Raw genomic sequence first — 24482 nt, forward strand, 5'->3', positions numbered from 1 at the left:
GGGGGTCGCCCTCGTCACCGTCCGTCGCCGCTGGGACAGTGCGTCGTGGCCGTCCGCGTCCCGCGGGTTCTTCCCGTTCCGGGAGCGGATCCCGGCGCTGGTCCGTCAGCTCGTGGTGGGCTGAGCCCGACCCACGGACGGGAGGCGCGGTGCCAGCTGGCACCGCGCCTCCCGTCCGTCTCGCCCCGGTCGTGTCAAGGCGGCTCAGCCCTCCAGGGCGTCGGCGAGGCTGAGGCGGGCGGGGAGGTCGTCGCCCTCGTCCATGCCCCGGCGGAAGTCAGTCCGACCGTCCTCGGCGACGTACACACCGGCGGCTCCGCCCGTGACGAAGAACTGCTCGGCCAGGTCTCCCTCGAGTGCGGACGGACCCAGGTAGAGCAGGTAGGTGGTGCCCTGCCGGAGGAGCATCCCCGGGTGCGACGACCCCGCGGTGCCGTGCTGGCGGACGATGACCGTGGATCCCGCCGGGTGGTCGGCGTCGGTCTTGGCGGTGTCCACGACCCGGACGGTGGACAGTGTGGTGGGGCCGGCGCTCGCGACGTCGTTCGCGACCCGTTGCTCGTCGACGGTGCCGGTGACGACGAGGGAGCTGCTGTCGGCCATGCTGCTGACCGAGTCGTACATCCGCGCCCTCGAGCCGCTCGACCCGGACGCGCAGGCGGTGACGGACACCAGGCCCACGGCGATCAGCGCCGCTGCGACGAGGGTGTGGCGCCGGAGCCGGGTCACGACTCGCTCCGGGTCGGCTCGTCGCTCGGGGTCGGCCAGACCAGCCGGAAGCGCTCGCAGACGACGGGCATGTCCGGCGCCCAGCCGCGCGGGTCCTCGGAGTGCTCCCGCCAGTACCGTTCGTGCGAGGCCCGCCAGTACGTCAGGGTCCGGTCGCCCTCACCCTCGGCTCGGGCGTGCTCGGGGTCGACCCGGTCGAACGGCACGGTCCGGACGTCCGTCGTCACGATGACCGCGCGGGGCTGCCCGGTGCCGTCGAGGACCACGCTGTGTTCACCGACCTCGGGCAGGGGTTCCGCGGTCGCCTCGTAGTCCCAGAGCGACGATGCCGTGCCGTCCTTCACACCGTCCAGGACCAGCGCGAGCAGCTCGTCGGCGTGCTCGGGTGTCGCGCCGAAGCCCCAGGCCAGGGGGACCTCCACGGGCAGGTCCCGGGACTCCAGACGGCGGGCGGCCCAGAAGGCGGCCACGGCAGGCGACACTGCGTCCATGGCGCCGACCCTAGCGGTGTCGACTCGGTCGGTGCCAGAGGCCCTCAGAGCGCGGCCGCGAGGAACCGAAGCTGCTCCGGAGCCTCGCGCCGCCAGTACGACCAGTCGTGCGCGCCCAGGGTGAAGCTCGACGTGGGCGCCGGCGTGATCCGGTGCACGAGCTGCTCGTCGCCCGGGCAGAAGGCATCCGCGGTGCCACAGGTGATCCGGGTGTGCAGGGCTCCGAGCGCCGCGGTCCGCGTGGTCAGGTCGTGCCGGGCGAAGTCCGCCGCGCTGTCGAACGCCCCCGAGGCTGCGCGCTGCGGGGTCGGCCAGAGCGCCACCGAACTCGCCGCGACGGCCCGGACTCGCTCCGGCCCCAGGGTGCTGCCGACCAGGAGTGCCCCGTACGCCCCCATCGACCAGCCGAACAGCCCGAGCCGTCCGACGTCCAACCCGTGGTCGTGCAGCAGGGGCAGGAACTCGTCGACGAGCATCCGGTGCGGGTCCCGGCCGGAGGCCCGGGGGTGCCAGTAGTCGTTGCCGCCGTCGACCGAGGCGATCGCGACCGCCGGCTCGCCCGCTGCCCGGCCTGCCGCCTGGAACCGGTCGAGGTGCATGCCGTGGTCGAAGCTGCTGCGGTGGTCGCCGCCGTACCCGTGCAGGGACACGACGACCGGCAGCGGGTCACCTTCGCGGGAGCCGGGCGGGTAGCTGATCGTCCACCCGGTCTCAGCGCCGCCGCGGGCAGCCGAGGTGAACGAGCCTTCGAGGCGCCGACCGGGTGCGGTGGTGGGGACGACACCCGCCGGTCCGGTCATGCCGAGCAGCCGTTCCGCCGCGGACCGTCCGGGCAGCACGCGCTGTTCGACCAGGACGGCGCCGGCAGCGGCCGCCAGGACCACCGACCCGCCGCCGATGAGCAGCGTGCGTCGCGACAGTGCGGTCATCGGACCCCTCTTCCGTTGTGGTGCGACGACGTTCCCAGGGAGTACTGGGGAAGCCCTCGCGACACGCTGCGCAACCCTTCAGCACCCGATCAGCCCGGAAGACGCTGGGAGACTCGGCCACTTGGCCAAGTTCGACGCTACGGTCGCAGCATGACCACCACCCAGGAGCACCGCAGCGTCGAGGAACGCCGTGACCAGCTCGTCGACGCCGCGCTCGCCGTGCTGCGCGACGAGGGCGTCGCCGCCGTCACCACCCGCGCCGTCACCAGTCGCGCCGGGCTGCCGCACGGCGCCTTCCACTACTGCTTCGCCACGAAGCCAGCGCTCTTCCGTGCCGTCCTGGAACGCCAACTCCGCACCGCGATGGCCGCCGCCTTCGCCACCGACACCGCCGCACTCGCCCCGGAGGCCCGGATCACCGCCGGCCTCACCGCCCACCTCGACACGACCCGCGCCGACCCCGCGACCGCGCTCGCACTCGTGGAGCTGTTCGCCCTCGCACGACGTGACCCGGGCCTCCAGGACGTCGCCGACTGGGAGCAGCGCGCCTACGTGGACGCCGTGCGTGCCCACCTGGAGGCGTGGACCGACGACCGGCGCTTCCGGTGGACCGCACCCCCCGAGACCGTGGCCCGTCTGCTCGTGGCGCTCGCCGACGGCGTCAGCACCGCCTGGCTGCAGGACCGCGACGACGCCGCTGCCGCCGCGACCATCGCGCTCGCGGCCCGGACGACCGCCACCCTCGTGGACGGCAGCGCATCGTGAAGTGGGTGTTCCTGGCTTCCGCGATCGTCGCCGAGGTCACCGCCTCCCTGGCGCTGCAGGCCGCCGTCGAGCACGCCGGCTGGTACGCGCTCGTCGTCGTCGGGTACCTGGTGGCGTTCGGGATGCTGGTCCTGGTCCTCCGCCGCGGGATGGGCATCGGGGTCGCGTACGGCATCTGGGGAGCGTCCGGGGTCGCCCTGACCGCGGTGCTGGCGGCGGTGCTGTTCGGGCAGGCGCTCACCCTCGTGATGGGGATCGGCATCACGCTCATCGCCGTCGGGGTGCTGCTCGTCGAGCTCGGGTCGCAGCGAGCGCTGGCCGCACGGAAGCGGGAGGCGCACTGATGGGATGGGTCCTGCTGGCGATCGCGATCGTCTCCGAGGTCGCCGCGACGATCAGCCTGAAACTCGCCACTGACGGCAAGAAGCGCTACTACGTCCCGGTCGTGGCCGGGTACGTCGTCGCGTTCAGCCTGCTCGCGGTCGCCCTGACCCTGGGGTTGCCGATCGGGGTCGCGTACGGCATCTGGGCGGCGACCGGGGTGGCGCTGACGGCGGTGCTCGGGCGCGTGCTGTTCCGCGAGCCGCTGACCCGGCTGATGCTCGGCGGGATCGGACTCATCATCGTGGGGGTGCTGCTCGTCGAGCTCGGGCACTGAGGCGGAGGGTGCTGATCCGGAGGGTGCTGGTCGGGAGTGTCGAGCTGTTCCGAACCGGGTCATTGCCATATCAGTTTGCATGTCGTACACATGAGGACGTTGAAACATCAGCGTCCATATCCCACCGGTCGGGCGCTCCACTGATCCCCGGGAGGGACGCCCGTGTTCACCACCATCACCCCGATCGCGACCCGGATCGACCCCGCCGACGTCTCCCTGCCGCCGACCCGCTCGATCAGCCTCGGCCGGTGCCGACGGCCGCCCGTGCCCCCGCGTGAGACCCTGCACCACGACGACCGGCGGGACGGTGCCCGTGCCTGACCGGCACGCGATCAGCGCCGCTCGGGCCGATCCGGCGCAGTGGCGGCGGCACGGCCTGACCCCGCCGGAGGACCTGGCGGCCATCGTGACCTCGCGGCTCTGGGAGCCGGGAGAGCCGCGGTACTCCGACTTCTTCCGCGCCGAACCGCGGCTCCGCTAGCTGCGGTCCCGCGCGACGCCCCCTGCCCGCCGGCCGGTCTTCCGGTACGCGCTGAGGCTCATCGTGTGCACCGCCGTCGGGTCGTCCAGCAGCCGCAGGTCGTACGCGGCGCAGTCCCCGAACGTCCCGATGCCCGGCGTCCCCTCGGTCCGTTCGAGCACGCCCTTCGAGGGGCCGTCCGACCCGATGCCGGCGCGGTGCGCCATCCACTCGAGGTCCATCGCCTCGTCGGCCAGGTACCGCATCACCGCCTCGTTGTCCCGGTGCTGGCCGTCGTAGCTGCGGGCGACGGTGTTCCGGATCGCCCAGAGCGTCGGCGTCAACCGTGCGTGCGGCGGCGCACTGAGGGCACCTGCCTGGTACAGGAACCGGCGCACCCCGGTCCGGCGCATCGCGGGCACCAGGCGTCGGACGAACGCCGTGTTCACCATCGCGGTCCGCTGCGCCTGCACGTCTCCGAGCAGCGAGACCACCGCGTCGACACCGTCGAGCAGCCCGTCGAGGTCGAGCTCGTCGGTCACGGATCCCTGCCGTACCTCGAGTCCGGCACGTGTGGGTCCGGCCTTCGCGGGCGTGCGGGCGAGGACGCGGACGCGGTGTCCGGCCGCGAGGGCGAGGTCGGTGAGGTGGCGGCCGGTCTGCCCGGTCCCGCCGAACACCAGGAGCGTGCGCTGCGACGGCATCAGGCGTCCATCCCGACGACGATCTTGGTCGCCGAGACGCCGTTCCGGAGGGTCTGCAGGGCGGTGGGGAGGGCCTCCAGTCCGTCGCCGACGACCGTCGGCTCGGGTGCCGGGCGGAACCGTCCGTCGGCCAGGGCCGCGGGCAGGAAGTCGCGGAAGACCGCCGGTCCGACCGGGGAGACGACCGGGGTCCCGCCCCAGATGGCGGTGACGTGCATGCCGCGGAGCCGTTCGATGCGCGAGCGGACGCTGGTCACCGGGTCGGGGTAGGCGGATGCGATCCGCTTCGTGCCGGGGGCGGAGCGCGCGATGCGCAGGGCGTGTCCGAGGGAGCCCTTGCCGATCGCGACGGTGCCGACGAGGCGCCGTCCGCCGAGTGCCGCGACGACCTGACGGTCGACGTCGGCGTCGCGGTAGTCGACGACGGCCTCGGCGCCCAGGGCGCGCACCAGGTCGTGGTTCGCCCGTCCGGCCGTCGCGACCACCGTGTAGCCGCTGGCGCGGGCGAGCTGCACGGCGTTCATGCCGACGCTCGTCGACGCGCCCCAGACCAGGACGACCTCGTCCGCGCGGGACGCCCCGACCGTCGGGAACGGCAGGCCGAGCTGGTCCGCCTCGTACAGGCCGGCGGCGGCCGTGGCGAGTGCCAGCGGCAGGACCGCGGCACGGTCGAACGCGACGTCGGCCGGGAGGCGCGTGGTGACGCGCTCGAGGACCGTCACGTACCGCTGGAACCCGCCTTCGGACGGGCGGTTCCGCGCCTTCTCCTGTCCGGCGGCGAACGCGGTCACCCGGTCGCCGACCCGGAGGTCCGTGACGTCGGGGCCGACCGCGACGACCTCGCCGGCGACGTCGCTGCCGAGGACGGTCGGGAACCGCACCCACGGCGAGACGAGGCGGCGGAGCGGGCCGGTGATGGCGTCGACGGGGTTCACCGCGACCGCGCGGACCCGGACGACGAGTTCGCCGGCGCCGGGGGTGGGCATCGCGGTCGGGCGGACCTCGAAGGGGCCGCGCGGGCCGAGCAGGAACAGTGCTTCGTTCGGCGGGGTGGTGATGGGGTCGGCGGCGGTCATTTCGGTTCCTCGTTCCTCGGTGCCAGCGTGATGACACGTGATGTCATCGTATGCCCTCATGGCACGTCGTGTCATCAGGTACGATCGACCGATGCGATGGGCTCCCGATGCACGAGGACGACTCGAGCGCGCGGCCTTCGAACTCTTCGCCGAGCAGGGCTTCGCGGCCACGACCGTGCCGCAGATCACCGCACGTGCCGGCCTGACCACCCGGACGTTCTTCCGGCACTTCGCCGACAAGCGCGAGGTCGTCTTCGCCGGCGACGAGATCCCCACCACCGCCGCACGGCTCATCGCCGAGGCCCCGGCCGACGTCGAGCCGGTCGAGGTCATCCGCCGCGTGCTGCACCAGGTCGCCGCCGCCCGGTTCGACGACAACCACGCCCAGACCGCGGCCTGGCGTCGGATCGTCGAGAGCAACGACGAACTGCGCGACCGCGACGCCCGGAAGCGCGCCGACCTGGTCCGCGCTGCCCGGGGCGCCTTCGTCGAACGGGGCGAGACGCCGCTGCAGGCCGCCGTCCTGGCCGAGCTCGGCGTGCTCGTGTTCCATGTGGCGTTGGACACCTGGGCCGGTGCAGAGCCGGAGTCCCGCTCGATGTCGGCGACGATCGACGAGGTCCTCGCCGCGCTGCCCCTCGCCGCCCGGCCCTGATCGTCGGGCCCGGACTGCCCGGGTGGCAGGATCGGGCACATGCGCGCCGTCACCTTCGACTCCTTCTCCGCGACGCCCGTCGTCACCGACGTCCCGGAGCCCGCGTGCCCACCGCACGCCGTCGTCGTCCGGGTCGTCGCCACCGGCGTCTGCCGCAGTGACTGGCACGCCTGGCACGGCCACGACGACACCGTCGCGCTGCCGCACGTCCCCGGCCACGAGTTCGTCGGCGTCGTCGAGCGCGTCGGCGACCAGGTCCGGCAGTGGCAGCCCGGCGCTCGGGTGACGGCCCCGTTCGTCAACGCGTGCGGCACCTGCCCGACGTGCATCGCCGGGCGCCAGAGCATCTGCCCGAACCAGACCCAGCCTGGCTTCGACCGGCCCGGGTCCTTCGCCGAACAGGTCGTCGTGCACCACGCCGACGCCAACCTGGTCGCCGTGCCCGACGCCATCGACGACGCCACGGCCGCAGGGCTCGGCTGCCGCTTCGCCACCGCCTACCGGGCCGTCGTGAACCGTGCACGCACGGCGGCGGGGGAGCACGTGGTCGTCTTCGGCTGCGGGGGAGTCGGGCTCTCGGCGATCGTCGTCGCCGTTTCACGCGGTGCCCGGGTCGTCGCGGTCGACGTCTCCGCCGAGGCACTCGCGCTCGCCCGCACCCTCGGCGCCACCACCACGATCGATGCCCGGTCTGATGGCGTCGACGAGCAGATCCGCGTCGCGACGGACGGCGGCGCGCACGTCGTCGTCGAGGCACTCGGCCGCGCGTCCCTCGTCCGCCAGGGCATCGCCGCGCTCCGCCCGGGTGGTCGGCACGTGCAGGTCGGACTCCTGGCGGGGGCGGACGCCACCCCGCAGGTCGACCTCGGCCGGGTCATCGGACTCGAGCTCGAACTGCTCGGCAGCCACGGCATGTCCGCGCACGAGTACCCGGCGATGCTCGCCGAGATCGCCGACGGCCGGCTCGACCCTGCCCCGCTCGTCGGCCGGACCATCCCGCTCGACCAGGCGCCGGCGGCGCTCGAGGCGATGGACCGGCCGGCGACGTCCGCGGGGACGACGGTCGTCGTCCTGTAGTCGGCCCGAGGCGGACGGGAGGCACCGGACCAGCCGGGCACGGGCCTCCCGTCCGTCGAACCGTCGGCCGCGAGCATCTCGCCGGACCGCTGTCCGGGCAACGTGGTTACGATGCCGAGCATGGGGGTCGAATTCGACGACGCTGCAGCGGGGGCGCTGGTCAGGGCGACGCGTTCTGCAGACGGTGCGTCCACCGGGCAGAGCGGTGCGCGGCGGTGACACCGTCACGGCGAGTCGTCGGACCCGCGGTCGCGGCCCTCGTGGTCGTGCTCCTCACCGGATGCGCACCCGGACCCGATGGACCGGCATCAGCCGGGTCGGCCAGCTCCGACGGAAACGAGCACGGCGTGAGCCATCGAGGCCCCGAACCCACCGCACGGTCCTCCGAGAACGGGATCGAGACCTGGGACCTGACGGTGCCGCCCTCGGTCGAGGCGTTCGGGATCGACACGGACGTCCCGGACGGCGCGCGGACCCGGGTCGGTGCGTACGGCTCGGAGGCCGGTGCGTGGGACCCGGTGCGGATCCCATGACCGCCAACAGCGGCGGAGTCCGTCCGCCCGTGCGCGGGCCCGACGGGGAGACCGCGGTCGCCGTGCCGGTTCGTCTCCACTGGCGGGTCCTTGCCTGGCTCACGCTCGTCGTCGACGTGCTGCTGGTGGGCCTGCCGTTCCCGATCCTGATGTTCGCCCAGGCCTCCGGTCTGTCCGCGCTCGCGAGCATCGCGTTCCCGATGCTCGTCTGGGGTCCGCTCGTGGCTGCCGTCGTCACAGTGGTCGCCCTGTGGGTGGTGCCCGCGCCGCGCGCGCCCGTGAACTCCGCCGGGATCGTGCTGGCCATCATCTCGGGGGGCGCCGGACTCCTCTGGCTCGGCGTGGGTGCGAGCTTCGGTGGTGCCTCTATCGCGTTCGGCCTGCTGCTGCTCGGGGTGACGGTGCTCCTCGTCGTGCTCGTCGTCGGTGATGGTCCGCGTTCGCGTCGCTGACCGTTCGAGTTCGCGCTGGCTGGCTGAACAGGTCTTGTACATGTAGTCTCCTGTCCATGCCGGTCTCATCGAAGCGACGCCTCGTCGCCGACGCCCTGCGCGACGCGATCGCCACGGGTCGGTACGCCCCGGGCCAACGCCTGCCGGGCGAGCACGACCTGGCCGAGCGCTTCGCCGTCAGCCGCGGCACCGTGCGGGCGGCGCTCGCCGACCTGGCCGACGAGGAGTACATCGCCATCCACGGCGGCATCGGCTCGATCGTCACCTTCGACGGCGCCGCGCTCGACCCCCGCAGCGGCTGGGCCCGCTCGCTCGCGGCCACCGGTACCGAGATCGCCGTCCGGGTGCTGCGCATCGAGCGTGTCAGCCGACCCGGCCAGGCAGCCGAACTCGGGCTCGTCGACCCCGACTTCATCGCGGTCGACCGCGTCCGTCACGTGGTCGGTGGACCGGACGTGTCGCTCGAGCGCAGCCTGGTCCCGCCGTTCGGGAGGCTCGTCCGCGCCGTCGACGAAGGGCTCGTCGACGACTCCCTCACCGCCACGATCGCCAGTGCCGGCCTGGTGCCCGCGCTCGCCGAGCAGTGGGTCGACATCCAGCCCCTCACCGCAGACGAGGCAGCCTCCCTCCACAGGGCGCCCGGTGAGCCGTTCCTCCACAGCCGACGGGTCTCCCGGACGGCCGACGGCACGTTCGTGGAGGCTGTCGACAGCCTGCTCGACCCGAGCCGGTTCCGCCTGCACATGAAGTTCGGGAGCGAGTCGTGACGACCAGCGCCGAGTACGAGCACGCGCTCGCGGCCTTCCGGGGGCTCGCGATCGGTGATGCCCTGGGCATGCCCACGCAGTCGATGTCCCTCGACCAGATCCGTGCCGACCACGGGGTGATCGACGGGTTCGTCGACGCCGGGCCCCACCAGCGGATCGCGCACGGCATGCCCGCGGCGAGCATCACCGACGACACCGAGCAGGCCGTCCTCGTGGCGCAGCTGCTCGTGCAGGGCGACGGACGACTCGACCCCGTCGACTTCGCCCAGGCGCTCATCGCCTGGGAGCGGACGATGGCGGCGAAGGGCTCGCTCGACCTCCTCGGGCCGAGCACCAAGACGGCCGTGCAACGGATCCTCGACGGGGTCCCGGCCTCCGAAGCCGGGTCGACGGGAACCACGAACGGTGCCGCGATGCGGATCACCCCGGTCGGCATCGCCACGCCCCTCGATGGGGTCGGTGAAACCGGATCAGGCGGTGTCGCGGCACTCGTCGACGCGGTGCAGGACGCCTCGCGGGTCACCCACGACACCGGCCTCGGCATCGCCGGCGCCAGCGCGATCGCCGCCGCGGTCTCCGCCGGCATCGACGGTGCGACCCGGTCCGAGGCACTCGACGTGGCGATCGCTGCCGCACGCCTGGGTGCGACCCGGGGGCACTGGGTCGCCGGCGCCTCGATCGCCGAGCGCACCGAGTGGGCCCGTGGACACCTCGCCAGCGTGCCGGCCGACCAGCGGATCGACGTCGTCTCCGGACTGGTCGGGACGAGTGTCGCGTCGCAGGAGTCGGTCGTCGCGGCCCTCGCCCTCGTCGCCCTCGACCTCGACCCCTGGGAGACCGTCTGCACCGCGGCCAGCATCGGCGGCGACACCGACACCATCGCCGCGATGGCCGGAGCCGTCCTCGGCGCCGTGCACGGTGCTCCGGCCTGGTCCGACGACGCCGTGCACCAGGTCGAGACCGTCAACGACCTGCACCTCGACGAGCTCACCCAGCAGCTCCTCGTCCTCCGCGCCGCCGCTCGCCGGTAGCGCCCCACAGACCGCCGGGCGGCGGTGTCCCCCCTTCACCGTCGCCCGGCCTCACCCCTCGCACCCTTCCGATGACGTAAGAGGACCTGATGACCACCACCCCCACGGACACCGGCACCAAGTCCGGCACCCTGACCACGATCGAACAGCGCGGCATCGAGCCGGTCCCCGTCGCCGAGCGCACCGGCACACCCGGTGCGCTGTTCTGGGTCTGGTTCGCCGCGAACATCTCGATCCTCGGGCTGCCCCTCGGCGCCACCCTCGTCGCGTTCCAGGGCCTCACCGTCTGGCAGGCACTGCTCGTCGCCGTCATCGGTGCCGCCGGCTCGTTCGCCGTCGTCGGGGTCATCTCGATCGCCGGTCGTCGAGGCGGAGCGCCCGGTCTGACCCTCAGCCGCGCGGTCTTCGGCGTGCGCGGCAACATCGGCCCGACCGCCGTCTCGCTCCTCAGCCGTCTGGGCTGGGAGACCGTGAACACCACCACGGCCGCGTTCGTGCTGCTCTCGCTGTTCACCATCCTGTTCGGCACCGACGGCGGCTCCAAGGCGCACCCGGTCGTCACCGTCGTCGCGATCCTGCTGTTCGTCGCCGCGACCGTGCTCATCTCCGGCCTCGGCCACGCGTTCATCGTCGCCGTGCAGAAGTGGGCGACGTGGGTCTTCGGTGCCCTCAACGTCTTCGTCGCCGTGTTCCTCGTCGCCCGCATCGACTGGGACGTCGTCGGTGCCCAGCCCGCCGGCCCCGTCGCCGCGATGGTGATCGGCATCGGCACCATCGCCGCCGGTACCGGCATCGGCTGGGCCACCGCCGGCGCCGACATCGCCCGCTACACCCGCACCAGTGTCCGCGCCGGCAAGCTCGTCGCCGCCAGCGCCGCGGGTGCCGGCATCCCGCTCGTCGTCCTGGTCGGGCTGGGTTCCCTGGTGTCCGCCGGCGACCCGACCCTCGCCCAGGCCGGTGACCCGGTCGCCGCGATCCGCGACATGCTGCCCAGCTGGATGGCCGTGCCGTACCTGATCGCGGCGTTCGGCGGGCTCCTGCTGTCGAACCACCTGTCGGTGTACTCGGCCAGCCTCACCACGCTGACCCTCGGCGTGAAGGTGCCGCGGGTCTGGGCCGTCGCGGTCGACGTCGTCATCACCACGCTCGGCGCCATGTACTTCATGCTCGTCGCCGACGGCTTCTACGCCCCGTTCATCACGTTCATCTCGGTGCTCGCCGTCCCGATCACCGCCTGGCTCGGGGTCTTCATCGCCGACATGCTCCGCCGCACCTGGTACGACCCGAGCGCGCTGCTCGACCTGCGCCGCGGTGGTCGCTACTGGTACGCGGGCGGCATCGCCTGGCGCGCCGTGACCGCCTGGGTCGTCGCGATCGTCGTCGGCTTCCTGTTCACCAACGTCCAGGTGGGCGACGCCGACCCGGTGTTCGTCGGCGCCTTCTCGGACACCTGGATCGGCGCGAACGGCCTCGGCTGGGTCGTCACCTTCATCGTCGCCGCCGCGGTCTACCTGCTCACCGGCGGCCCCCGCGGCACCCTGCACGAGCAGCCCGACCAGTCCGCGCCGCTCCCGCGCACCGAGCACACGATCCGATGAGCCGCCTCGTCTCCGTCGGCAACGTCATCGTCGACATCGTGATGCGCATCGGTGCCCTGCCCGAGCCCGGCGGTGACGTCATCGCCGACGGTTCGGAGATCACGGCCGGCGGCGGCCTCAACACGATGGTCGCCGCCCGTCGCGACGGCATGGACGTCGTCTTCGCCGGGCAGTACGGCACCGGCCCGTTCGGCGACGTCGTCCGCCAGGCGCTCGAGGAGTCCGGGGTCACCGTCGTGCAGCCCGGGCTCCCGGACGCCGACAGCGGCTACTGCGTGGCCCTCGTCGACGCCACCACCGAACGCACCTTCGTCACGAGCGTCGGCGCCGAAGGGCAGCTCACCCGCGCCGACCTCGACCGCGTCGCGCTCCGCGCCGACGACGTCGTCTTCGTCTCCGGCTACGGCCTGGCGCACGCGGTCAACGGCGCGGCCATCGCCGACTGGCTCGGCACGGTGCCGTCGTCCGTCCGCGTGGTGTTCGACCCGTCACCCCTCGTCGACACCCTGCCGGCAGCCGTCCTGGCCGCCGTGTCCGCCCGCTCCGACGTGGTCAGCGCCAACAGCCGGGAGGCCCGCCTGCTGTCCCCGACGTCGGCCACCCTCGCCGAGGCTGCCGCCGCCATCGCCGCGGCAGCGCGGGGCACCGCCCTGGTGCGGGACGGCGCGGACGGCTGCTGGGTGGTCGAGTCCGGCAGCGAACCGGTCCTGGTCCCCGGGTTCCCCGTCGTCGCGGTCGACACCAACGGGGCGGGTGACGCACACGACGGCGTACTGGCGGCGGCGTTGGGTCGTGGGGCGAGCCTCCAGGACGCCGTCCGCCGGGCCAACGCGGCGGCATCACTCGCGGTGACCCGCACCGGACCGGCGACCGCTCCGACGGCGGGCGAGACGGACGCGCTGCTCGCCGGGGCGTGAACCGTGAGCGGAGGTGCGAGCAACTGATTGCACTACCGGACCCCTGGCAGGCGGCATAGTGTGCACGGAGGGAGGGTCACCATGGACGAACGAACCGTACGCAACCGGTACACCCAGCTGCCCCCGACCGTGGACCCGGCCGCCTTCGTGGTCGAGGTCCCGGCGTTCGAGGACGACCGACCCGCTCCGCCACCGATCCCGCCCGCCGCTGCGCCGGAACTCGTCGCGGCCACGGAGTTCGCCCGCGGCGCCGGCGGCCCCCGGACGATCCGACGGACGCAGATCCCGGCTGCGCTGGTGATCGCCGGCGTGCCGATCGGTGCCGTCATCGTCATCGCCGCAGTGCAGATCCTGTTCATGCGCTGACCACCCGCATCGTGGGACGGACGCGCCCCGCCTCAGTCGGAGAGGTCGAGGGCGTCGCCGGGAGCGCACTTCGAGGCACCGGTGATCCGGTAGCCGCCGTAGTACGACACGTACCCGATCGACGTGACGGGGCCGCCGAATCCCCGGAGCCCGACGGTCGGGTTCTCCCCCTTCGTCGAGAACCGCTCGACGGCGATGCCCGCGTGTTCCCACGATCCCTCGAGCTTCCGCATGTCGGCGGCGACGTCGTCGTCCGCGCTCTTCGGACGCTCCACGATGTAGACGTACCGGACGTGGTCCTCGTCATGGTCGCTGCACGATTCCACGTCAGGCCCGCGGTAGACCCGCCAGTCGCCGCCGATGTCCGACGTTGCGAGCGTCACGGAGTGGACGATCTCCTTCTTCACGACCGATGGCCGCGCGTCGGTCTGTCCGGCACTGCAGCCGGACAGGGCGACCACGGCCAGCACCACGACGAGTGTTCCCCGAAGCCCTCGGATGAGATCCGCGCCGGTCATCGCGTCATCACTCGTCCTCGAGCAGGTCGCTCACGTTGCCGTCAGCGCACGCGGAGACCGCGGTGATGCTGTACCGCTCCGGGTACGCGTTGAAGGCGATCGTCATGATCGGACCGCCCTTTCCCCGCATCCCCAGGAGGGGGTCCGCCCCGCCGCTCTTGTACGCCGTGGTGGCGATCCCCTCGCCGTCCCAGAACTCCGCCATGGCTTTCACGTCGTCGGCCGGCTCGTCACCGGTCGAGCCGGACCGTTCCATGATGTAGACGTAACGGGCTTTGTCTTCCACACCGTCCCCGCACCCTTCGATGGAGGGGCCGCTGTAGACCTTCCAGTTCCCGCCGACAGCGGCGGCCGAGCGCTCGACGACATCGACCACGGACTTCCGCACGGTTGCTGGTTCGCGGCCGCTGTCGTCTGAGGTGCTGCTGGCGCTGCAGCCCGCCAGCGTGCCCAAGCAGAGCAGCGCCCCGATCGCTGCCACGGCTGCCCGTCGAGCATCCACGAGTGGTCTCCTGTTCGTCATGCCGGTCACTCCGACTTGCGTAGTTCGCTCACGTTCCCGTCAGCGCACTGGGACACCGCGGTGATGCTGTAGCCCTTCGGGAAGGCGTCGAAGCCGATGGACGTCGTCGGGCCGCCGGATCCGCGGACGCCGAGCAGTGGGTCCGCACCGCCGCTCTCGTAGTCGGAGACCTCGATACCGGCGCCCTTCCAGAGCGCCTTGATCTCGTCGAGGTCCGCGGTCGGGTCGCCGCCAGGTCGGTCGACACGGTCCATGATGTACACGTAGCGCGCGCTGTCAGAAGCGCCGTCGCCGCAGGCTTCCACCGACGGACCGCTGTACACCTCCCACTTGCCGCCGATCGCAGCGGTGGAGCTCTCGACGAGATCGACGATGGACTTCTCGACGGTCGACGGCTGTCGCCCGGTCCCGCCGGAGTCGCTGCTCCCACAGCTGGTGAGGAGGAGCGTGACGGCAGCACCCGTGGCGACCGCCCAGATGACGCGTGTTCTCACTCCGCCTGGCGCAGTTCCGCGACGTCACCGTCGGAGCACTTCGAGACTCCGCTGATCGTGTAGCCCTGCGGGTACGCGTTGAACCCCACGGAGGTGACGGGACCGTCCACCCCGTTGATGCCGGTGAGCGGGTCAGCGCTCCCGCTCTCGAAGCGCTCGGTCGTGATCCCCTTGCTCTTCCAGAGATCCTCCACCTTGCGGATGTCGGCGGCCGGAGCGGCACCGTCCGCGCCGGCGCGCTCGAGGATGTACACGAAACGTGCACCCTCACCGCCACCGGGCTGCTCGCAGACCTCAGCGGAGGGACCTCGGTAGAGCGTCCATTCGCCACCGACAGCGTCAGTCGACTCCTTCACGAGGTCGACGACGGACTTCTTCGCATCCGACGGTTTCACTGTGCTGCCTCCGGGGCTGTCGCTACAACTGGTCATGGTCAGGCCCGCCGTCAGGACGAGAGCGACGCCGATGCTCGTCCTGACGGGGCCGTGGCTTCCTCGATGCACCATCACAGTGTCCACTGCGGCGTCTCGAGGATGGACCTCTGGTACTGGGTCGGGCCCTTCGGCGGGTCGGCCGTGATGTCGTCGGCATGTCCGGTCGTGGCGTAGCCGACGTTCCGCAGGGACTCGGTACCCAGATCGAGGTACCCCCGGTCGTTGCCCGTGTGCGTGCCGTGGTCCTCCACCGGGTTCACGTCGCCCCCGTCCGTCACGATCCCGTCGGTACCGAACGGTGTGGCTCCGAAGTCGGGGTCGATCGGGTTCTGGCTGTGTTCTGGACTGAGGCGCCCCGTCCACGCCCACTGGTCGCCCTTCTCCGGCTCGATCAGCCACACGTCCTGCGCCTGTCCGGCGTAGACGTCGTCGACGTGCAGATCGGTCGCCTGGTCGATCTCGTTCGGCAGGCCGGCGGACCCGACGGTCGTGAGCGTGTTCACGTGGACGTCGCTCTGGGTCAGCGCGTAGGCCGAGGCGGTCGTCCCGTAGGAGTGCGCGACGATGTTCGTCGTCGGTACATCGCCCGAGCGCACGGCGTCGAGGCCTCGGATGGAGTCCGCGAGGTTGTCGCCGCCCTTCTGGGCGTACTCGCTGCCGAGGACGCCGAAGTCCAGTTCCCCCGAGATGACCGGCTGCGGCGGGGTGTCGTAGCCCATCCAGCTGATGACGGCTCGATCGTCGGGACCGATGTCCTTCTGCTGGTCGTAGATGTTCTGCGCCGAGTCCGTCCAGCCGACCATGCCCGTCGTGTCCGAACCCATGCCGGGCACGGCCCAGGTGACGTTGTCGGCGGTGTCGAGATCGCCGATGGAGACCGCTGCGAGCGGTGGGACGTCGTCGGTGAGGGAGACGATGAACCGCTCTCCGGCCTTGCTGTCCCCCTGGAACTCGCTGGCGGTCTTGATCGCCTGGAGCGCTTCGAGGTTCGTCGACGCCTTCCCCCACGAGGCTCCGTTGTCGTAGGCGATCGTGTTGCGCAGGGACTCGACCTCTTGTTCGGCAGCGGTGATGCGGGCGTCGAGCACCGCACGGTTGGCGGTGTCCCGCGCCCAGTAGTCGACTCCCTCCAGGTTGCCGATCTTGCTGAGCACCGGGATCGGGAGGGCTTCGAGGTCGCGCTGGTCCGCCTTCGAGTACCCGAGCGCCGCCCAGCGCTCGGCGACCTGCGCGGGGGTGAGGTCCGGGTCGAGCAGCTCCGTGATGGCCGCCGGCAATTCCGCAGCGGCCGAGACGTCGAGCGTCGCGTTCGAGATCGACCCCTGACCGCCCGCTCGTTCGAACGCGTCGGCGATCCGGTCGGCCCAGGCAGCGTCCTCGCCGTTCTCCTCGAGCAACCGGTCGAAGCCGATGAAGAAGGTCGCGGACGAGACACGCACCCACCCGCAGGAGCCCGTGAAGCCGTTCCACGCGTTGCGCAGCGTCGTCTGCTTCTCCGTCGTCGCCAGGTCGAGAGCCCGGTAGTCCGTCGCGAAGGACCGCAGGTGGTCCGGGTCGGCTGAGCTCTTCCCGCCGGACGTCCCGCTGCCGGTCCGTGTCCGAGACCGCGCCGAGAACGCTGCCGAGATGCTCGGCGGCGCGATCGGTGTCTCGGACGGCTTGAAGTCGAAGCCCAGTGTGGGCGGGGGCTCGAAGAACGTGGTCGGGGACTCGGCAGCCTTACGGTCCCGTTCGTCCTGTCGGACCTGCCACGCGGCCAGGTCCTCCTGCCGCTCACGTTCGCGCTTCGCGGCCGCGGTCGCCGCGGTCACCTGGTCGCTCAGGTCGTCGAGCACGGTCGCGAGCTTCGGCCGGTCCGCCGCTTCGATCTGCGCCGACTCCTCGAAGCGTGTGGCGTAGGCGCCCGAGAAGTCGTCGGTGCCCTTCTCGACCGCGGCCCGGCGTCCGGTGCCCTGCCCGCGCAGCTGCTCGGCAGCGGCATCTGCCGCGCGCACGAGTGCGTCGGCGGACGCTTCGTCGTACTGGATGTCCCCCACGATGTTCCCCCCTGCGCACCCTCACAGGTGTGCTCGTCCGACTGTACCCACCGTGTCGCTCGTTGCCCATGGTCGAGTTCCCGGCGCGACCACGCGGCTACTGTCGTGCTGGTGCGTCCGGGCGCACCGGGGGAGGCACGGGGATGCAGCACGCGACGACGACCGGTACGACAGGGCGACTGGCGTCCAACGCGGACCGCGTCCGCACCCGCAGCGTCGTTGCGGCATCAGTCGTCGCGCTGACGCTGGCCCTCACCGCCTGTACCGGTGGCGCGCACGTGAAGCCCGAAGAAGCCAAGAAGTCGATCGTCAGCGTCGTGGACGACACGACAGCGACGATCGGCGGCCACTGGAAGGTGTACAGCGAACCGACCGCTGAGTCCTGCACCGAAGCAGCCGACGACGGCCTCACCTACACGTACATCCTCATGCAGGACGGGCCACGGATCGATCCGGCGAAGGCGGTCGCAGCGGTGGAGAAGCTGTGGAAGGACAGGGGCATCACGACCGAGCGGTACCGATCGGGAGCCGCGGACCCGATCCTCGGCATCCGCGGACGTGGCGGCCCCGCGACGTCGATGGACTTCCTCGCCGACGCGCGACGTTTCAGCGTCGTCGGCGTCTCCGAGTGCGCCGAGGGCAGCGCGGTCGAGGAACGGAGACGACAGAGCACGTCGTCTCCGACACCCTGACCCAGCCGGAGAGACGGAGAGCGCTGACCCGGTGACCCGGTGACCGGTTGCCGGATGGGAGGCGCGGCCCGGCCCCGCCCCGCGCCTCCCGTCCGGCGGTCCCGCCGCCACCGCGCCCACGCGACCCGAAGACGGGGCTGGTGCCGCAGCCCGCGGAGCGCTTGACTCGTTCCGGGGGCACACCGCCCCCTTCCTCGACACAGGGAGGCCGGCGATGCGCTCGCTCGTCTACACCAGCACGCAGACCCGGCCGATCTCGGACTCGGAGCTCGCGCAGATCCTGGCCGTCGGCCGCGAGAAGAACACGCGCATGGGCGTCACCGGCATGCTCGCCCACCGCGACGCCAACTGCATCGGGATCATCGAGGGCGAGGACGACGTCGTCCACGAGCGCCTCGAGCAGATCCGCCTCGACCCGCGGCACACCAACGTGCGGGTGCTCTGCGACGACCCGGTGCAGCAGCGCTCGTTCCCGGACTGGTCGATGGCGTTCCAGCCCCTCGACCCGCTGATGCGCGAGGTCCCCGGCTTCAGCGACCTGTTCGACACGCAGCGCCCGACCGACGCGGAGGCCGGCGCCTCCCGGGCCCGCGCGCTGCTGGAGTGGTTCCGCAAGCACCCGCTCGCACCGCTGACGAGCCAGGACTCGGCAGACGCCGAAGCACCGCGCACCCGGGTCCTGAACGGTGCGATCGCGGTGCTGCACGACGCCGGCACGGTCGCGTTCTCGACCGAGGCGGTCGCCGAGCGGTGCGGCATGCGCGTCGCCGAGGTCGAGGGGCTCTTCCCGAACCGGCACGCCCTGCTGGCCGCGACCGTCGAACGCTGGAGCCTCGCCGTGTCGGCACCGCTCCTGCCGATGATCACCGAGCGCGGCACGGTCGCGTTCCTGCACACGCTGCTCGCCGCCCACGTCGAGGAGCCGGGCCTGATGCGCCTGCTGGCCTCGATCCTCGGCGCCGCCACCGACCCGACCGTCGACGGTGCCGACTACTACCGGTCGGCGTACCTGCAGTTCCGGCAGACGATCCGGACGGCGCTCGCCGCGGACGTCCGCGACGGTCGTGAGCCGGCCACGATGGACCCGGAGCGGGGTGCGCAGCAGCTGCTGGCGCTCTACGACGGGCTCCGGCTGCAGGCGCTGCTCACGCCGGACACGGACCCCATCGACGCGTTCGACCGCGCGGCCGCCCGGATGCGCCGCGGCTGGTCCGAGCAGTACGAGCAGCCGACGTACTGGGACATCCCGGTCGCCCCGTCCCGCTGAGCGGAGCGCCGCGCCGCGCCCCGCCGCACCCCGCTCCGCCCCGACCAACCGGTCTAGCCGTGGAGTGGGGGCGGTGGAGGGCTCCCGGTTCCGCCATGATGGTCCCCAGGGCGTGGACCGGGTATCTGCGCCCTGCTCTCTCACCCAGGGTGGTGAGCCGGCCGTCTGGTCGCCTTCGGGTGGTGATCAGGCGGCCGAACGCATTCTCCGGGTCGGCACTTGTCCGCCGTTCGTGGGACTGCGGAGCGTGCTCGACCAGGTCTAGCGTCGCGACCGTGCGGCAACGACGCCGCACCGGTCATGAATCGAGCATCATGCAACGACGGATGAGAAGTCTCGTCGCCCTCGCCGTGAGTGCCGGCGTCGTGGGGGCGCTGGTCCCGGCGATGTCGGCCCAGGCGGTCACGACGAGCGACACCCCGGACTTCGGCAGCAACGTGAAGGTCTACAGCCCCTCGACACCGACGTCGACCATCCAGGCCGACGTCGACGCCGCGTTCAACGCCCAGCTCCGCAGCCCGACCGCGCAGTTCGGCACGCAGCGGTCGACGTTCCTGTTCAAGCCGGGCAACTACGGCCGGGTGTGGGCGAACCTGGGGTTCTACACCTCGGTCGCCGGCCTCGGCAAGAACCCGGACGACGTCACGATCAACGGTGCGGTCAACGTCGACTCCGGGTGGAACGCCGGTGACGAGTCGAACGCCACGCAGAACTTCTGGCGCTCGGTCGAGAACCTGGCGATCGTGCCCGAGGGCGGGACCGACCGCTGGGCGGTGTCGCAGGCCGCGCCGATGCGCCGCGTACACATCAAGGGCAACCTGACGATGGGGCCGTCGAACCAGGACGGCGGTCAGGGCTACTCGTCGGGCGGGTACATCGCGGACAGCAAGGTCGACGGCACGGTCACCTCGGGCTCGCAGCAGCAGTGGTACACCCGCAACTCCACGCTCGGGTCGTGGCAGGGCGGCAACTGGAACATGACGTTCTCGGGCGTGCAGGGTGCTCCGGCGAACGACTTCTCGAAGAGCTACACGACGCTCGCCACCACGCCGACGACCCGCGAGAAGCCGTACCTGTACATCGACTCGTCGAACAAGTACCACGTCTTCGTCCCGTCGCTCAAGCAGAACTCGAGCGGTGTCACCTGGCCGAACACCGGCGGCACGGACCTGCCGATGCGGAACTTCTACGTGGCGCACCCGGGTGACTCCGCGGCGACGATCAACAGCGCGCTGGCGCAGGGCCTCAACCTGTTCTTCACGCCCGGTACCTATCAACTCAACGCCGCGCTCAACGTGACGAGGGCGGACACCGTCGTGACCGGGATCGGCTTCCCGACGCTCGTGCCGACGGCCGGCAACGCCGTGCTGACCTCGTCCGACGTCGCCGGCGTGAACGTGTCGAACCTCGTGGTCGACGCGGGCTCGCAGAACAGCGCACAGCTGCTCCGCCTCGGCACCAGCGGCTCGCACGTCGACCACGCGGCCGACCCGCAGAGCATCCAGGACGTGTTCTTCCGCGTCGGTTCGAGCATCCAGGGCCGGGCGACGACGACGCTGCAGGTGAACGCCGACGACACCCTCGTCGACCACATCTGGGCCTGGCGCGCCGACCACGGTGGGGCGGCCACGGGCTGGACGGTCAACACCGGCGCGACCGGGGTCGAGGTGAACGGCAACGACGTCCTGGCCACCGGACTCTTCGTCGAGCACTACCAAAAGTACGAAGTGCAGTGGAACGGCAACAACGGGAAGACGATCTTCTTCCAGAACGAGATGCCGTACGACGTGCCGGACAACGCCTCGTGGCAGAGTCCGACCGGCGCCGGGTACGCCGCCTACAAGGTGGCGTCGACGGTCACGACGCACGAGATCTGGGGCGGCGGTGTCTACTGCTTCTTCAACACGAACAAGTCGGTGCACGCCGACCGCGCGTTCGAGGTCCCGCAGACCGCCGGCGTGAAGGCACACGGGCTGGTCACGGTGTCCCTCGGTGACACCGGCACCATCTCGAGCGTCATCAACGGCGTCGGTGGTGCCGTCCCGACCCCGGCGGGCAACACCGCGCCGAACCGGGTGGCCAGCTACAACTGACCGCGGTCGCGACGCGACCACCTGACGGACGGGAGGCCCGGTACCAGCTGGTACCGGGCCTCCCGTCCGTCAGGTGGTGCCGGCTACGAGCGTCCGGCCCGGAGCCTCGTCGTGGCCTCCGACGCGGCGGCGGCCATCGTGCGGACGAACGCCGTCGAGGTCGCGAGGTCGGCGGCGGACGACCCCTGCAGCGCGGCGGCGATCTCGGCGCTCGACTCCGCCAGGAACGCGCGCGCACGCTCCCGCGCCGCGGGTGTGGGCCGCAGGGTCACCCGGCGGCGGTCGCTGTGCTCACGGCTCCGTGCCAGCAGGCCCGCGGCCTCCAGACGGTCGACCAGGACCGTGACGGAGCCGGAGGTCATGCCGATCCGCTGCCCGAGCCGAGCGGGTGAGAGCGGATCCCCGGACGAGTCGGCCCAGAGCACCTGTCCGAAGCAGGTGCGGATGTCGACGTGGCACCGCGGGCACGTGGTGACGGCAGGCGACGCCGGATGGTGCGTCACGCCGATGGGCGATGGCGGCGCTGGCCGCGATGGCGAAGCCGCTCCGCCCGCTCGCGGCGGAGCTCACCGAGGTCGCCGAGACCGACCGCGCGTTGCCGGCGCTCGTCGAGCACTGAGTGCCGCCGGCCGATCTGTTGGAACATCACATTGCGGTCCTCGCGGCGCTTCGGTACGGTTCCGACACGAGTCGCCGGTCGGGCGACCTGAACGTGTGAGGTGCGAGGTTGTCGAACGCCCGAAAGGTCCTCGTCCGCGTGCTCACGAGCGTGCGTTTCGCGATCATCGTCTCCATCGGTGCTCTCGTCGGTGGCTCCGCCTGCTTCGCGGCGACCATGGACACCCCGACCCACTGGATCGGGGTGTTGGCCTCGAGCGTGGCCACCGGGGCGAGCGGGGCGTACGTCGGTACCGTCGCGCGCCTGCGCCTCCGCAACCGCAGCGATCGGCGCTGACCGCGTTCCTGGCACGGACGGGAGGCGCCCCACCAGCCGGTGGGGCGCCTCCCGTCCGCCGCGCGGTGCGTCGGTCAGGGCTGCAGCACCTCGAGGTCCTCGAGCAGCGACGGGTGCGTCGGCTCCCACCCGAGCGCCTGCCGGGTGTGCGCACTGGAGGACGGCTGGTCCATCGCGAAGATCGGTCCGAACGGGCCGAACGTCTCGTCCGGGACGGACTGCACCGGCAGGCCGAGGCGACGCCCGACGACGGTGGCGATGTCGACGACCCGGTCGCCCTCGTCCGCGACGGCGTGCCAGGCGGTGCCACCGGGTGCGGACTCGAGCGCGAGCCGGAAGAGCGCAGCGGCGTCGCGTGCGTGCACGGCGGGCCAGCGCTGTTCACCGTCACCCGGGTAGCCGGCGATCCCGGAGCGCCGGGCGGCGTCGGTGAGCAGCCCGGCGAAGCCGCCCTGCCCGTCCTCGTGGACCGTGCGGGGCATCCGGACGGCCGAGGTCCGGACGCCCTGCGACGACAGTGCGAGCAGGTCGGTGACGGCGATCGCGCGGCTCGCGACCGGGCCCTCGGTCGGCAGTGGGTCGGCCTCGGTCGAGGCGCGTCCCGTCACCCACGGGGTGCCCGAGACGGTGACGAGCGGCTTGTCCGTGCCGATCAGCGCGGCACCGAGGGTCGCCATCGCGTCACGCTCCTCGGTCAGTCCCTGCTCGAGGGCTTCGGCGCTGCCGTAGTCGCGGCTGAAGGCGAGGCTGATCACCCCGTCGGCGCGGGTGGCACCGGCGCGCAGGGCGTCGAGGTCGGTGAGGGAGCCGCGCAGTGGCTCTGCGCCGGCAGTGGTGAGGGTGGCGGCGGAGGCGTCCGAGCGGGCGAGGCCGAGGACGGTGTGGCCGTGGGCGAGCAGTTCGGCGACGACGGCGGTGCCGATCGTGCCGGTGCCACCGGTGACGAAGACGTGCATGGGGACTCCTCGAGTCGAGTGATGGGACATGTGTACCGTCACTGTAGACCCGTGATGGGACAATTGTCTCATCGACTAGGATCGGACCATGGCGCGATGGGAACCAGGAGCACGCGAACGGCTCGTCCTCGCCGCCGTCGACCTGTTCACCGAGCAGGGCTACGACGCGACGACCGTCACCGAGATCGCCGAACGCGCCGGGGTCACGAAGAGCACCTTCTTCCGGCACTTCCCCGACAAGCGCGAGCTCCTCGTCGCCGGGCAGGAGACCCTGAGTCGCCTGCTCGCCGAGGGGATCACCGCAGCCCCGGCCGACGCCAGCCCGCTGGAGGCCGTCGCCGCCGGACTCGAACGGGCCTCCGGCGAGATGGGTCCCCGGAACCGCGAACTCGGCCCGCGCCTGAAGGCCGCCGTCGCCGCCAGCACCGAACTGCAGGAGCGGGACGCGTTGAAGAGCGTCGGCATGGCTGCGGCGATGACCACGGCGCTGCTCGAGCGCGGCGTCCCCGAGACCACGGCGCACCTGGCCAGCGAGATGGGGGTCCTGGCGTTCAAGCAGGGCTACGCGCGCTGGTCAGAGGGCGAGCGGAGCGACGACGACGGGCTCGCGCGTCACGCGCTCGACGTCCTGCAGGAGCTCCGGACCGCGACGGCGGCGCTCGGCTGACCCGACCGGTCAGGCTGACCGACCCGTGGTGCTGACCCGACCCGTGGTGCTGATCCGACCCGTGGTGCTGACCCGACAGCTCAGTCGCGGACGACGACGCCCTGCCGCAGCATGTCGCGCGCCACGCGAGACCGCGGGATCACCCACAGCGCACTCCACAGCGCCAGGCAGGCCCACAGCCCGAGCAGCAGCAGCGTGATCACGGTGCCGTGCTGGTCGCGCATCGACCACGTCATCGCACTCCAGAACACCGCGAGCACGATCTTGCCCCAGCCGGCGGTCTGCTGGTCGGCCTGGGCCTGCAGCCGTGGGACCCAGATCTCCGCGGGCACCCCGGTCGGCACCTGCCGCTCGGTCACCCAGCGCTCGACCATCACGACGGCCTCGTAGCCGCCGTCGACCCGCCAGGAGCGGAGCTGCAACCAACCGGCGACCCCGGCACCGATCAGCGCCGCGGGCAGTCCGACCGACACGAGCACCTGCGGCGTCGCGGTCTGGAACGACGACAGGACGAGCATCGTGAACACGAGCGCGAAGCCCGCACCCGCCGCGGCGCTGCCGAGCAGCCGCAGCCGTCCGGCCTCGTCGACCTCACCGATCCCGTGCACGCTCCGACCGTACCCGCGTCGGCGTGCGTGG

32 protein-coding genes are annotated in these 24482 nt (G+C 72.0%); 19 read left to right on the forward strand and 13 right to left on the reverse strand.

Annotation, left to right across the window (positions count from 1 at the left end; translation table 11 throughout):
• Positions 1–204 precede the first annotated feature (204 nt).
• From QL987_RS00060 to QL987_RS00070, 3 genes are read right to left on the reverse strand one after another with little or no spacing between them, the layout of a single operon-like run.
• On the reverse strand, positions 205–729 hold the full coding sequence (locus QL987_RS00060; RefSeq protein ID WP_290155540.1) for a hypothetical protein: 525 nt from the start codon (positions 727–729) through the stop codon (positions 205–207).
• On the reverse strand, positions 726–1220 hold the full coding sequence (locus QL987_RS00065) for an ASCH domain-containing protein (RefSeq protein ID WP_290155542.1): 495 nt from the start codon (positions 1218–1220) through the stop codon (positions 726–728). The genes QL987_RS00060 and QL987_RS00065 overlap by 4 nt, the downstream gene beginning before the upstream one ends.
• Before the next feature lie 44 nt (positions 1221–1264).
• Entirely contained in the window at positions 1265–2149 is an 885-nt protein-coding gene (locus QL987_RS00070) for an alpha/beta hydrolase-fold protein (protein WP_290155544.1), read from the reverse strand.
• Between the two features lie 150 nt (positions 2150–2299).
• Here QL987_RS00070 and QL987_RS00075 point away from each other — a divergent pair, with 150 nt between their 5' ends.
• From QL987_RS00075 to QL987_RS00095, 5 genes are all read left to right on the forward strand, one after another.
• A complete protein-coding gene (locus QL987_RS00075) occupies positions 2300–2914 on the forward strand; it encodes a TetR/AcrR family transcriptional regulator (protein ID WP_221849282.1) in 615 nt (204 codons plus the stop codon).
• Complete coding sequence (locus QL987_RS00080) at positions 2911–3258, forward strand: SMR family transporter (RefSeq protein ID WP_111074151.1); 348 nt, start codon at positions 2911–2913, stop codon at positions 3256–3258. The genes QL987_RS00075 and QL987_RS00080 overlap by 4 nt, the downstream gene beginning before the upstream one ends.
• Positions 3258–3572: an SMR family transporter gene (locus QL987_RS00085; protein WP_253465673.1), complete on the forward strand. Its 315-nt coding sequence runs from the start codon at positions 3258–3260 to the stop codon at positions 3570–3572. Before QL987_RS00080 ends, QL987_RS00085 begins: the two co-directional genes overlap by 1 nt.
• 162 nt (positions 3573–3734) lie before the next feature.
• The gene (locus QL987_RS00090; protein WP_253465670.1) at positions 3735–3893 is read left to right on the forward strand and encodes a hypothetical protein; all 159 of its coding nucleotides are present in this window, start codon (positions 3735–3737) and stop codon (positions 3891–3893) included.
• Positions 3886–4053 carry a hypothetical protein gene (locus QL987_RS00095; RefSeq protein ID WP_253465667.1) on the forward strand — a complete coding sequence of 56 codons (168 nt, stop codon included), beginning with the start codon at positions 3886–3888 and terminating at the stop codon, positions 4051–4053. Before QL987_RS00090 ends, QL987_RS00095 begins: the two co-directional genes overlap by 8 nt.
• Here QL987_RS00095 and QL987_RS00100 read toward each other — a convergent pair.
• On the reverse strand, positions 4050–4736 hold the full coding sequence (locus QL987_RS00100; protein ID WP_253465664.1) for an NAD(P)H-binding protein: 687 nt from the start codon (positions 4734–4736) through the stop codon (positions 4050–4052). The two genes, QL987_RS00095 and QL987_RS00100, sit on opposite strands and share 4 nt — an antisense overlap.
• Entirely contained in the window at positions 4736–5812 is a 1077-nt protein-coding gene (locus tag QL987_RS00105) for a zinc-binding alcohol dehydrogenase family protein (RefSeq protein WP_290155555.1), read from the reverse strand. Before QL987_RS00105 ends, QL987_RS00100 begins: the two co-directional genes overlap by 1 nt.
• Positions 5813–5903: 91 nt before the next feature.
• On the opposite strand from QL987_RS00105, the gene QL987_RS00110 reads away from it, so the two are divergent.
• The 9 genes from QL987_RS00110 to QL987_RS00150 all read left to right on the forward strand — a co-directional run bounded on the left by QL987_RS00110 (position 5904) and on the right by QL987_RS00150 (position 13208).
• Positions 5904–6467: a TetR/AcrR family transcriptional regulator gene (locus QL987_RS00110; RefSeq protein WP_290155558.1), complete on the forward strand. Its 564-nt coding sequence runs from the start codon at positions 5904–5906 to the stop codon at positions 6465–6467.
• Between the two features lie 39 nt (positions 6468–6506).
• Positions 6507–7544 (forward strand): alcohol dehydrogenase catalytic domain-containing protein, encoded by a 1038-nt coding sequence (locus QL987_RS00115; protein ID WP_290155560.1) that lies wholly within the window; start codon positions 6507–6509, stop codon positions 7542–7544.
• A gap of 347 nt (positions 7545–7891) precedes the next feature.
• On the forward strand, positions 7892–8077 hold the full coding sequence (locus QL987_RS00120) for a hypothetical protein (RefSeq protein WP_146248084.1): 186 nt from the start codon (positions 7892–7894) through the stop codon (positions 8075–8077).
• Positions 8074–8529, forward strand: coding sequence for a hypothetical protein (locus QL987_RS00125; protein WP_290155565.1), 456 nt, complete (start codon positions 8074–8076; stop codon positions 8527–8529). Before QL987_RS00120 ends, QL987_RS00125 begins: the two co-directional genes overlap by 4 nt.
• Positions 8530–8585: 56 nt before the next feature.
• On the forward strand, positions 8586–9296 hold the full coding sequence (locus tag QL987_RS00130; RefSeq protein WP_290155568.1) for a GntR family transcriptional regulator: 711 nt from the start codon (positions 8586–8588) through the stop codon (positions 9294–9296).
• Positions 9293–10327, forward strand: a complete 1035-nt coding sequence (locus QL987_RS00135; RefSeq protein WP_290155569.1) for an ADP-ribosylglycohydrolase family protein — start codon at positions 9293–9295, stop codon at positions 10325–10327. The genes QL987_RS00130 and QL987_RS00135 overlap by 4 nt, the downstream gene beginning before the upstream one ends.
• 89 nt (positions 10328–10416) lie before the next feature.
• A complete protein-coding gene (locus tag QL987_RS00140) occupies positions 10417–11925 on the forward strand; it encodes a cytosine permease (protein WP_253465641.1) in 1509 nt (502 codons plus the stop codon).
• The gene (locus QL987_RS00145; protein WP_290155572.1) at positions 11922–12842 is read left to right on the forward strand and encodes a PfkB family carbohydrate kinase; all 921 of its coding nucleotides are present in this window, start codon (positions 11922–11924) and stop codon (positions 12840–12842) included. Before QL987_RS00140 ends, QL987_RS00145 begins: the two co-directional genes overlap by 4 nt.
• An 81-nt stretch (positions 12843–12923) precedes the next feature.
• The gene (locus tag QL987_RS00150; protein ID WP_111074140.1) at positions 12924–13208 is read left to right on the forward strand and encodes a hypothetical protein; all 285 of its coding nucleotides are present in this window, start codon (positions 12924–12926) and stop codon (positions 13206–13208) included.
• A gap of 32 nt (positions 13209–13240) precedes the next feature.
• On the opposite strand, the gene QL987_RS00155 is transcribed toward QL987_RS00150, so the two are convergent.
• The 5 genes from QL987_RS00155 to QL987_RS00175 form a co-directional block, all read right to left on the reverse strand.
• Positions 13241–13726 (reverse strand): hypothetical protein, encoded by a 486-nt coding sequence (locus tag QL987_RS00155; RefSeq protein ID WP_146248083.1) that lies wholly within the window; start codon positions 13724–13726, stop codon positions 13241–13243.
• 7 nt (positions 13727–13733) lie between these two features.
• Positions 13734–14207: a hypothetical protein gene (locus QL987_RS00160; RefSeq protein ID WP_290155574.1), complete on the reverse strand. Its 474-nt coding sequence runs from the start codon at positions 14205–14207 to the stop codon at positions 13734–13736.
• Positions 14208–14254: 47 nt separating this feature from the next.
• Entirely contained in the window at positions 14255–14743 is a 489-nt protein-coding gene (locus QL987_RS00165; protein ID WP_290155576.1) for a hypothetical protein, read from the reverse strand.
• Positions 14740–15138 (reverse strand): hypothetical protein, encoded by a 399-nt coding sequence (locus QL987_RS00170; RefSeq protein ID WP_290155578.1) that lies wholly within the window; start codon positions 15136–15138, stop codon positions 14740–14742. The genes QL987_RS00165 and QL987_RS00170 overlap by 4 nt, the downstream gene beginning before the upstream one ends.
• A 110-nt stretch (positions 15139–15248) precedes the next feature.
• On the reverse strand, positions 15249–17213 hold the full coding sequence (locus QL987_RS00175; RefSeq protein WP_290155580.1) for an alpha/beta hydrolase: 1965 nt from the start codon (positions 17211–17213) through the stop codon (positions 15249–15251).
• A 143-nt stretch (positions 17214–17356) separates the two neighbouring features.
• Here QL987_RS00175 and QL987_RS00180 point away from each other — a divergent pair, with 143 nt between their 5' ends.
• The 3 genes from QL987_RS00180 to QL987_RS00190 all read left to right on the forward strand — a co-directional run bounded on the left by QL987_RS00180 (position 17357) and on the right by QL987_RS00190 (position 21265).
• Positions 17357–17905 (forward strand): hypothetical protein, encoded by a 549-nt coding sequence (locus QL987_RS00180; protein ID WP_290155582.1) that lies wholly within the window; start codon positions 17357–17359, stop codon positions 17903–17905.
• A 214-nt stretch (positions 17906–18119) separates the two neighbouring features.
• A complete protein-coding gene (locus tag QL987_RS00185) occupies positions 18120–19172 on the forward strand; it encodes a BLUF domain-containing protein (protein ID WP_290155584.1) in 1053 nt (350 codons plus the stop codon).
• 326 nt (positions 19173–19498) lie between these two features.
• A complete protein-coding gene (locus QL987_RS00190; protein ID WP_290155587.1) occupies positions 19499–21265 on the forward strand; it encodes a hypothetical protein in 1767 nt (588 codons plus the stop codon).
• Between the two features lie 83 nt (positions 21266–21348).
• On the opposite strand, the gene QL987_RS00195 is transcribed toward QL987_RS00190, so the two are convergent.
• Positions 21349–21768 carry a MarR family transcriptional regulator gene (locus QL987_RS00195; protein ID WP_356839063.1) on the reverse strand — a complete coding sequence of 140 codons (420 nt, stop codon included), beginning with the start codon at positions 21766–21768 and terminating at the stop codon, positions 21349–21351.
• Positions 21769–21992: 224 nt separating this feature from the next.
• Between QL987_RS00195 and QL987_RS00200 the strand changes: the two genes are divergently transcribed.
• Positions 21993–22220: a hypothetical protein gene (locus QL987_RS00200; protein ID WP_290155589.1), complete on the forward strand. Its 228-nt coding sequence runs from the start codon at positions 21993–21995 to the stop codon at positions 22218–22220.
• A 74-nt stretch (positions 22221–22294) separates the two neighbouring features.
• On the opposite strand, the gene QL987_RS00205 is transcribed toward QL987_RS00200, so the two are convergent.
• Positions 22295–23176, reverse strand: coding sequence for an SDR family oxidoreductase (locus QL987_RS00205; protein WP_290155591.1), 882 nt, complete (start codon positions 23174–23176; stop codon positions 22295–22297).
• Positions 23177–23264: 88 nt separating this feature from the next.
• Between QL987_RS00205 and QL987_RS00210 the strand changes: the two genes are divergently transcribed.
• A complete protein-coding gene (locus QL987_RS00210) occupies positions 23265–23843 on the forward strand; it encodes a TetR/AcrR family transcriptional regulator (protein ID WP_290155593.1) in 579 nt (192 codons plus the stop codon).
• Between the two features lie 80 nt (positions 23844–23923).
• Here QL987_RS00210 and QL987_RS00215 read toward each other — a convergent pair whose 3' ends face one another.
• Positions 23924–24451 (reverse strand): hypothetical protein, encoded by a 528-nt coding sequence (locus tag QL987_RS00215; RefSeq protein ID WP_290155594.1) that lies wholly within the window; start codon positions 24449–24451, stop codon positions 23924–23926.
• Between the last annotated feature and the right edge of the window lie 31 nt (positions 24452–24482).

Origin of the sequence: Curtobacterium sp. APC 4022 (assembly GCF_030407555.1) — a bacterium.
Classification (GTDB): Bacteria; Actinomycetota; Actinomycetes; order Actinomycetales; family Microbacteriaceae; genus Curtobacterium.

Bases quoted from the DNA above. Each gene is read 5' to 3' on its own strand.
- QL987_RS00085 (WP_253465673.1), top strand. From the start codon at position 3,258: ATGGGATGGGTCCTGCTGGCGATCGCGATCGTCTCCGAGGTCGCCGCG.
- QL987_RS00115 (WP_290155560.1), top strand. From the start codon at position 6,507: ATGCGCGCCGTCACCTTCGACTCCTTCTCCGCGACGCCCGTCGTCACC.
- QL987_RS00065 (WP_290155542.1), bottom strand. From the start codon at position 1,220: ATGGACGCAGTGTCGCCTGCCGTGGCCGCCTTCTGGGCCGCCCGCCGT.
- QL987_RS00105 (WP_290155555.1), bottom strand. From the start codon at position 5,812: ATGACCGCCGCCGACCCCATCACCACCCCGCCGAACGAAGCACTGTTC.
- QL987_RS00180 (WP_290155582.1), top strand. From the start codon at position 17,357: ATGCAGCACGCGACGACGACCGGTACGACAGGGCGACTGGCGTCCAAC.
- QL987_RS00130 (WP_290155568.1), top strand. From the start codon at position 8,586: ATGCCGGTCTCATCGAAGCGACGCCTCGTCGCCGACGCCCTGCGCGAC.
- QL987_RS00125 (WP_290155565.1), top strand. From the start codon at position 8,074: ATGACCGCCAACAGCGGCGGAGTCCGTCCGCCCGTGCGCGGGCCCGAC.
- QL987_RS00140 (WP_253465641.1), top strand. From the start codon at position 10,417: ATGACCACCACCCCCACGGACACCGGCACCAAGTCCGGCACCCTGACC.
- QL987_RS00210 (WP_290155593.1), top strand. From the start codon at position 23,265: ATGGCGCGATGGGAACCAGGAGCACGCGAACGGCTCGTCCTCGCCGCC.
- QL987_RS00205 (WP_290155591.1), bottom strand. From the start codon at position 23,176: ATGCACGTCTTCGTCACCGGTGGCACCGGCACGATCGGCACCGCCGTC.
- QL987_RS00190 (WP_290155587.1), top strand. From the start codon at position 19,499: ATGAGAAGTCTCGTCGCCCTCGCCGTGAGTGCCGGCGTCGTGGGGGCG.
- QL987_RS00100 (WP_253465664.1), bottom strand. From the start codon at position 4,736: ATGCCGTCGCAGCGCACGCTCCTGGTGTTCGGCGGGACCGGGCAGACC.
- QL987_RS00070 (WP_290155544.1), bottom strand. From the start codon at position 2,149: ATGACCGCACTGTCGCGACGCACGCTGCTCATCGGCGGCGGGTCGGTG.
- QL987_RS00150 (WP_111074140.1), top strand. From the start codon at position 12,924: ATGGACGAACGAACCGTACGCAACCGGTACACCCAGCTGCCCCCGACC.
- QL987_RS00145 (WP_290155572.1), top strand. From the start codon at position 11,922: ATGAGCCGCCTCGTCTCCGTCGGCAACGTCATCGTCGACATCGTGATG.
- QL987_RS00155 (WP_146248083.1), bottom strand. From the start codon at position 13,726: ATGACCGGCGCGGATCTCATCCGAGGGCTTCGGGGAACACTCGTCGTG.
- QL987_RS00075 (WP_221849282.1), top strand. From the start codon at position 2,300: ATGACCACCACCCAGGAGCACCGCAGCGTCGAGGAACGCCGTGACCAG.
- QL987_RS00185 (WP_290155584.1), top strand. From the start codon at position 18,120: ATGCGCTCGCTCGTCTACACCAGCACGCAGACCCGGCCGATCTCGGAC.
- QL987_RS00110 (WP_290155558.1), top strand. From the start codon at position 5,904: ATGCGATGGGCTCCCGATGCACGAGGACGACTCGAGCGCGCGGCCTTC.